The following is a 7,033-nucleotide window of genomic DNA, read 5'->3' on the forward strand; positions in this document are numbered from 1 at the left end:
GGACATGACGCTCGCTTCGCTGCGCGGCCAGATCGGCATTGTCCAGCAGGATGTCTTCCTGTTCGGCGGCTCGATCCGCGAAAACATTGCCTATGGCCGTCTCGGCGCCTCCGACGACGCCATCGCCGATGCCGCGCGGCGGGCGCAGCTCGACGGCATGATATCAGGCCTGCCGGCCGGTTATGATACGATCATCGGCGAGCGCGGCGTAAAACTGTCCGGCGGCCAGAAGCAGCGGCTGGCGATTGCCCGTATGTTCTTGAAGAACCCGCCGATCCTGATCCTCGACGAGGCGACGTCGGCGCTCGACACCGAGACCGAGCGCGAAATCCAGAAGTCGCTGGCCGAACTTGCCGAGGGCCGAACCACGCTGGTCATCGCACACCGGCTGGCAACGATCCGCGGCGCCGACCGCATCGTCGTCGTCTCGGAGTCGGGCGTCGTCGAGCAGGGGTCGCACAGCGAACTGATCCGTGCCGGCGGCATCTATCGACGCCTGCACGACGCCCAGCATCTGGTGTCATCGCGTTGATCCACTATGGTAGCGGCCAAGCAGGGAGCCCCCGGATGATCAAGGCAACGCCCTTCGACTTTCCCTTTGACGGCAGGCTGGTGGCCGAAAACACCGCGCTGATCGTCATCGACCTGCAGCAGGATTTCCTGTCGACGACGGGCTACTTCGCCAGGCAGGGCTATGACCCGTCGCCTCTGAGGGCGATCCTGCCGACGGTGAGCCGGCTGATCGCGGCCGCGCGCAGGGCCGGCGTCAGGGTCATCCATACCAGGCAGGGCTATAGGGCCGACATGGCCGATATGACGCCTTACGAAAAATGGCGCCGCAAGCGCTCCGGTCTCGACGGCACCGATATCCTGCTGCGCTCGGGCACGGGGTTCCAGATCGTTCCGGAGATCGACGTGGCACCGCACGACATCATCGTCGACAAGACCTGCAACAGCGCCTTCACCTATACGGATTTCGAGCTTGTGCTCCGCGCGCAAGGCATCACGCATCTCATGTTTTCCGGATGCACGACGGATGTCTGCGTCCACACCACGCTGCGCGAAGCCTGCGACCGCAAGTTTCAATGCCTGACGATTTCCGACGCCTGCGCCAGCGGCGACAAACAAGCCCACGAGGCCGCGCTTCATATGGTGACGGTCGAAGATGGCGTCTTCGGCGCGCTGGCGGATTCGGGCGCTGTCATTGAAGGCCTGTCGCGGCTTGGCGACAGGCCCGAGGCAACAAAAGGCTGAAGGACTTCAGCCCGTTGCGCGCGTCTCCAATCCTGCACGAGACGCATATGCTCCAGGCTGGAATGCCTCGTGTTCGCGACGCGCCAGCGAATTGCGCAGCAGGGCGATCGTTTCCCGGCCGAGCGTTGCGATCTCGCGTGGCGTGTCGACGCCGACAATCATGAATTCATCGATCCCGAGGGCTGCATAGGCAAGCAGCGACAGGGCGGCCTGGGCTGGCGGCCCGGCAACATCGACCGCCTTGTGGCCGGAGGCGGAAGCACCCTGGTGAATCCCGACCGGAAGCGCGAAGCGCAGCTTGCCGGCCCGGCCATGTTCGGCGGCGGAGCGACGCACCCGCTCCATCAATTGCCGGATCTCGTCGATCGAGCCCGGCGCCAGTTCAAAGACATCGGCATGCCGGCCGGCCACCTTGAGCGCCGTTCCGGACTGCCCGCCCATGCGGATGACCAGGTCGGCGCCGTGCGGTCCCTTGCGCGGCACGTAGCCGCCCTTGATGCTGTAGAACGTTCCTTCGTGGTCGAAGGGCCGGTCGTTCGACCACAGCCGCTTCAGCAGCACCAGATATTCGTCTATTCGCTGCCAGATGACGGTGTGCCCGACCGGCCGTGTTTCGGCGTCGGCATCGCTCAGCGGCTCGCTGATCATTCTCAGCGCCAGGCGTCCGCCGCTTTGCCTGTCGATCGACGCCAGTTGTCGGGCCGCCACAGTCGGTTCGACCACGCCCGCCCAATGGGTGAGCACGACTTCCAGCGACGAGGTGCGATCGAGCACCTGGGCCGCAAGATCCATGTTGGTCAGCAGTCCGGCCGAATCGTCGACGACGATCTTGCGGAAGCCGCCGTCCTCGATCAGCCCGAGCTTGGTCGCGGTCTCGGCAAAGTCGTAGAAAAAGGGAACCGCGGCATCGGCGGTCTTGCCGGGAATATGCGTGAACTCGATCGGCATTGCCATGTCCTCCGTGGTGTCGGGCGCGCGAAAGCACGCCGAGGATTCGGTTCATTCAACTCCAATTGCCTGTAAGTGGTGGGGCAGCTAACCCCGGTCGATCTGACGACTCAGGGAATAAGACCCAGAACAACGGCCCCGGTGAACACGAACGCAAGGGCAAAGACGAGATAGGCGAAAGCCCCGGCATAGGCCGGGCGGAAGGTCTGGGCATTGGCCGCCCGCTGACCACTGCGATCCGTCTGGGCGTTCTGGATATAGGACATATCGACCTCCGTCTCGTCTGTTAATCTATAAAACTTGTAGACTTTGTCGATTGCTATTTTTCGGTCAAATCTAGAATAATTTTCTCTTAGGTGACGGGAAGTTGGTAGCCACTTGCTTACAGGGGCACTCGGGCGGCCGATCCGTATGGCGCGTCCGTTTTCGGGTCTGCGTCCGAATGGACCTATGGCCTTGCCCTCGCGGCACTCAATTCGTGGATTGGCCGCCCGGCGCCGGCGCGGTAGCATCACCCAACCAGCAAAGCGAAATCGTCACATAAGGGGCAAAAAAAATGGGCACAAGACTGGCCGGCAAGGTCGCCATCATTTCGGGCGGCGCGACGGGAATGGGTGGAGCAGCCTCGGAGTTGTTCGCCGCCGAAGGCGCCAAGGTGGCGATCATCGACCGCAACGGCGAGGCGGCCGCCGCAACCGCAGCGACAATCAGGGCACGCGGCCATGTCGCCGAGCATTTTGTCGCCGACGTCTCCGACGAGGCACAGGTCGAAGCCGCCGTGAAGGGTGCTATCGAAAAACTCGGGCCCATCACCGTGCTGTTCAACCACGCCGGCACCATCGTGATAAAGCCCTTCCTGGAGACCACGGTGCAGGAATGGGATTGGCTGCATGCCGTCAATGTGCGCTCGATGTTCCTGATGACGCGCGCCGTTTTGCCCGGCATGATTGCGGCGGGCGGCGGCTCGATCGTCTGCACCTCGTCGATCTCGGCGGTGGCGGCTACTCCCAACGAAGTGCTCTACGACACCACCAAGGGCGCTTGCCACATGTTCGCCCGCGCCATCGCCGTCGAGTTCCGCGACCGCAACATCCGCTGCAACGCCGTCTGCCCGGGCTTCATCCGCACGCCGCACGGCCTGCGCGAGGTTGCCGACCTCGGCAGGCTCGGCGTCGATGTCTCGGACGCAGCGCTGGCCGCGCAGCAGGGCCGCATCGGCGAGCCGGAAGAGGTGGCGAGGGCGGCGCTTTACCTGGCCAGCGACGAGTCGAGCTTCGTCAACGGCACGCATCTGTTCGTCGACAACGGTTTTACCGCGATGTGAGGCGACGCCTGGCGCCCTTCCTCTCCCCCGTCGATCGGGTGAGAGGTGTCGAGCGCAGCTCGACGGAGTGGGGGTCGACGGAGTGGGGGCGACCCTTGGGCGCGGTGCAGGAAGATTCTTGCGCCTAGTGGCCTTCCAATGTCCGTCGCGACGGTTGCCGGGTGGTTCCCCCACTCCGTCGCGGCTTCGCAGCGCCACCTCTCCCCCCTCCGGAGGGAGAGGAAATGGCACCAAGCCCTGCTTGCTAACGCTCCTCCCTGCGAAATGGCTTGAGCAGCGCCGACGGCGCCACCGCGTTGCGCGACATCACAGCCATGGCGACGATGGTGAAGATGAACGGCAGCATCAGGAACGCCTCGTAGGGGATGTGTCCGAGCCCGCTCGCCTGCATGCGCAGCTGCAAGGCATCGACGAAGGCGAACAGAAGTGCCGCACCCGCCGAGCGCCATGGATCCCAGCGGCCGAAGACGACCAGCGCGATCGCCACCCAGCCGCGCCCGGAGACGACGCCGAAGGTGAAGGCGTTGAACTGCGCCATCGACAGGAAGGCGCCGGCCAGCCCCATCAGCGCGCCGCCGAGGACAACCGCCTGGAAGCGTGTGGCGATGACGCTGACACCGGCCGAATCCGCGGCACGCGGATTTTCACCGACCATGCGCACCGACAGGCCCCATGGCGTGCGGTAGAGTATGAAAGCGGCCAACGGAATGGCCAGGATCGCCATGTAGACCAGCGCGAACTGGTTGAACACCGCCGGCCCGAGCACCGGAATGTCGGAGAGGAGGGGGATCGGCAGCGTCTGAAAACCATTGATGTTGGGCGGCACAGACTGCTGGCCGAAGATCAGCCGGTAGAGGAAATAGGCAAGGCCCGACGAGAACAGCGTCACGCCGATGCCGCAGACATGCTGGCTGAGGCCGAGCACCACCGTGAACAACGCATGCAGCGCACCCATCAGCATGCCGGTCAGCACCGCCGCCAGCACGCCGAGCCACAGGCTGCCGCTGAGGCTGGCAGCGGTGAAGCCTGTCATCGCCGACAAAAGCATGATGCCTTCGATGCCGAGATTGAGCACGCCGGCCCGTTCCGAGAACATTTCGCCCAGCGTTGCAAAAGCCAGCGGCGTGGCGATACGAATGATCGCGGCCAGAAAACCGACCTGGAAGATCTGTTCGAACACCGCGCTCATCGGGCAACCCCGACGCGGCGGATGCGATAGGCGGTGAACAGCAGCGCCACCAGCATGGCGAGCAGTGCAGTGCCCTGGATGACATCGCTGAGGAAGGCCGGCACGCCGGTCGCCCGCGACATCGCCTCGGCGCCGGTCATCACGGCGGCAAGGAAGATCGCCGCCGGCACGACGCCAAGCGGGTTGAGCCGCGCCAGCATGGCAACGACGATGCCGGAATAGCCGTAGCCCGGCGAGATGTCGCTCATCACCTGGAAATGCACGCCGCCGACCTCGCCGACGCCGGCCAGTCCGGCCAGCGCGCCGGACAGCAGCGCTGTCGAGATCAGCACGCGCTCGACATGGATGCCGCCATATCTGGCCGCTTCCGGGTTTTCGCCGGTGACCCTTATCCTGAAGCCGAGCGTGGTGCGCACGATCAGGAACCAGATCAGCGGTGCCGCCAGCAGCGCCACGATAACGCCGAGATGCAGCCTTGTACCTTCGATCAGCACAGGGAAATTGGCCGAATCCTCTATCGGCGGCGAGATCGGATAGCCGCTGAAGGAGTCCTTCCACGGTCCTTCGATCAGCGCCATCAGCGCGTAGTAGATGACCGAGTTGAGCAGCAGCGAACTGACGACATCGTCGACCTTGAATTTTACCCTGAGGGTCGCCGGCACCAGCGCGACCGCGGCCCCGGCCGCAGCGCCTGCGACCGCCATCAACACCATGGCGAGCGGTCCCGGCATCGGGATGGCGCCGACAAAGCAGCTGGCCACCGCGCCGGCCAGCAATTGACCCTCGGCGCCGATGTTCCAGAATTTTGCCCGGAAGGCGACCGCCACCGCCAGTCCGGTGAAGATCATCGGCGCGGCGCGCACCATCGTTTCGGTGATCGCATAGCTGTCGCCCAGCGAGGCCGTGAACATCACGCCATACGCATCGAGCACGCCGGCGCCGGCCAGCGCGATCAGGCCACTGCACAGGACAAGCGTCGCGCCGATAGCCAGCAGCGGCAAAGCGAGGTTGAACCAGGCCGGCGTAGAGGTGCGGACTTCCAGGCGAAACATCAGCTGTGCCCCTCCGCCCCGGTCATCATCAGGCCGAGCTGTGCGATCGTTGCATCGGCGCTGTCGAGCGTGCCGACAATGCGGCCCTCATACATCACCGCGATGCGATCGCAGAGCACCAGCAGCTCTTCCAGATCCTCGCCGATGACGATGATGCCGCAGCCCTTGGCCCGCATGTCGAGGAACTTTTCGTGGATGAAACGCGCCGCGCCGATATCGAGCCCGCGCGTCGGTTGCGAGACGATCAGAACCTTCGGGTCGAAGGCCAGTTCGCGTGCCAAGAGCGCCTTCTGCAGATTGCCGCCGGACAGCGCTCCCGCGCGGGTCATCGGCCCGGGGCACCTTATATCATAGGCCTTGATCTGCTCTTCCGCGAAGGCGCGGATCGTATCCGGCTTGAGCAGGCCCTTGCTGCTGAACGCGGCGGTGCCGATGCGCGGCAACACCATCGAATCCGCGAGCGGCAGGTTGGTAACCAGCCCCGTCGTCATACGGTCTTCCGGGATGCGGCCAAGACCGAGCGCCTGCACTTCGCGCGGCGAAAAGCGTGAGACTTTCTGGCCGGCGATCGTCATCCGGCCGGCGTCAGGTACGCGCACGCCGGAGATGACCTCCGCCAGCGCGCGCTGGCCATTGCCCGACACGCCGGCAATGCCGAGGATCTCGCCTGCACGCACGGCAAGCGACACGTCGCGCAGCGCCGTACCCGAATGACGCGAGGTGGAAATGCCGTCGAGGGTCAGCACCGCAGCACCGGGCGTCGACTGTCCCCGCGCCGGCGGCACGATCTCATGGCCGCACATCAGTTGCGCCATTGCGGACGATGTCGTGTTGGCGGGATCGTCGACGCGGCCGGCGACGCGCCCATGCCGCAGCACTGTGCAGCGATGCGTCAGTGCCCGCACCTCGTTGAGCTTGTGCGAAATGAAAATGATGCCGAGCCCTTGCGCCGCCATCGACCGCAACGCCGAAAACAGCCCGTCGACCTCGCTCGGCGCCAGCACCGCCGTCGGCTCGTCGAGGATCAAGAGCCTGGCGCCGCGAAACAGTGCCTTGACGATTTCGAGCCGCTGCTGCTCGCCGACCGACAGCGCCGAGACCGGAAGATCGGGATCAAGCGTCAGCCCATGCTGGCGGCCGATCTCGGCCAGCCGCGCCAGCCCGCCGGCGCGGTCGATCCGCCCTGTCTTGCCGGGAATGCCTATCAGCAGGTTCTCCAGCACCGTCAGCCTTGGCGCCAGATGAAAATGCTGGTGCACCATGCCG

Annotated in this window: 8 protein-coding genes; 3 read left to right on the top strand and 5 right to left on the bottom strand. The window is 64.9% G+C overall.

Features of this window, described 5'->3' with window-relative positions; genetic code table 11:
• The coding region (locus EN884_RS15410) for an ATP-binding cassette domain-containing protein (RefSeq protein WP_128360613.1) at nt 1-532 on the top strand (532 nt) is incomplete at its 5' end.
• Between the two features lie 35 nt (nt 533-567).
• Entirely contained in the window at nt 568-1,254 is a 687-nt protein-coding gene (locus EN884_RS15415; RefSeq protein ID WP_063169486.1) for an isochorismatase family cysteine hydrolase, read from the top strand.
• Nucleotides 1,255-1,260: 6 nt separating this feature from the next.
• On the opposite strand, the gene EN884_RS15420 is transcribed toward EN884_RS15415, so the two are convergent.
• Together EN884_RS15420 and EN884_RS15425 are read right to left on the bottom strand one after the other, a co-directional pair.
• Nucleotides 1,261-2,202, bottom strand: a complete 942-nt coding sequence (locus EN884_RS15420) for an LLM class flavin-dependent oxidoreductase (RefSeq protein WP_013528961.1) — start codon at nt 2,200-2,202, stop codon at nt 1,261-1,263.
• Between the two features lie 110 nt (nt 2,203-2,312).
• On the bottom strand, nt 2,313-2,468 hold the full coding sequence (locus EN884_RS15425) for a hypothetical protein (protein WP_013528960.1): 156 nt from the start codon (nt 2,466-2,468) through the stop codon (nt 2,313-2,315).
• Nucleotides 2,469-2,758: 290 nt separating this feature from the next.
• Between EN884_RS15425 and EN884_RS15430 the strand changes: the two genes are divergently transcribed.
• Nucleotides 2,759-3,526: an SDR family oxidoreductase gene (locus EN884_RS15430; RefSeq protein ID WP_024504731.1), complete on the top strand. Its 768-nt coding sequence runs from the start codon at nt 2,759-2,761 to the stop codon at nt 3,524-3,526.
• Between the two features lie 244 nt (nt 3,527-3,770).
• Here EN884_RS15430 and EN884_RS15435 read toward each other — a convergent pair whose 3' ends face one another.
• The 3 genes from EN884_RS15435 to EN884_RS15445 form a co-directional block, all read right to left on the bottom strand.
• Nucleotides 3,771-4,715 (bottom strand): ABC transporter permease, encoded by a 945-nt coding sequence (locus EN884_RS15435; protein WP_063169487.1) that lies wholly within the window; start codon nt 4,713-4,715, stop codon nt 3,771-3,773.
• Nucleotides 4,712-5,767, bottom strand: coding sequence for an ABC transporter permease (locus EN884_RS15440; protein WP_063169488.1), 1,056 nt, complete (start codon nt 5,765-5,767; stop codon nt 4,712-4,714). Before EN884_RS15440 ends, EN884_RS15435 begins: the two co-directional genes overlap by 4 nt.
• Nucleotides 5,767-7,033 (bottom strand): ABC transporter ATP-binding protein (locus EN884_RS15445; RefSeq protein WP_164895020.1); only part of this gene is annotated, 1,267 nt, incomplete at its 5' end. The genes EN884_RS15445 and EN884_RS15440, both read right to left, overlap by 1 nt.

Source organism: Mesorhizobium sp. M7A.F.Ca.AU.001.01.1.1 (assembly GCF_004022735.1).
Classification (GTDB): Bacteria; Pseudomonadota; Alphaproteobacteria; order Rhizobiales; family Rhizobiaceae; genus Mesorhizobium; species Mesorhizobium ciceri.

What these genes read in the sequence shown, in the direction of transcription:
- EN884_RS15420 (WP_013528961.1), bottom strand. Translation starts at nt 2,202, where the DNA reads ATGCCGATCGAGTTCACGCATATTCCCGGCAAGACCGCCGATGCCGCG.
- EN884_RS15440 (WP_063169488.1), bottom strand. Translation starts at nt 5,767, where the DNA reads ATGTTTCGCCTGGAAGTCCGCACCTCTACGCCGGCCTGGTTCAACCTC.
- EN884_RS15425 (WP_013528960.1), bottom strand. Translation starts at nt 2,468, where the DNA reads ATGTCCTATATCCAGAACGCCCAGACGGATCGCAGTGGTCAGCGGGCG.
- EN884_RS15415 (WP_063169486.1), top strand. Translation starts at nt 568, where the DNA reads ATGATCAAGGCAACGCCCTTCGACTTTCCCTTTGACGGCAGGCTGGTG.
- EN884_RS15430 (WP_024504731.1), top strand. Translation starts at nt 2,759, where the DNA reads ATGGGCACAAGACTGGCCGGCAAGGTCGCCATCATTTCGGGCGGCGCG.
- EN884_RS15435 (WP_063169487.1), bottom strand. Translation starts at nt 4,715, where the DNA reads ATGAGCGCGGTGTTCGAACAGATCTTCCAGGTCGGTTTTCTGGCCGCG.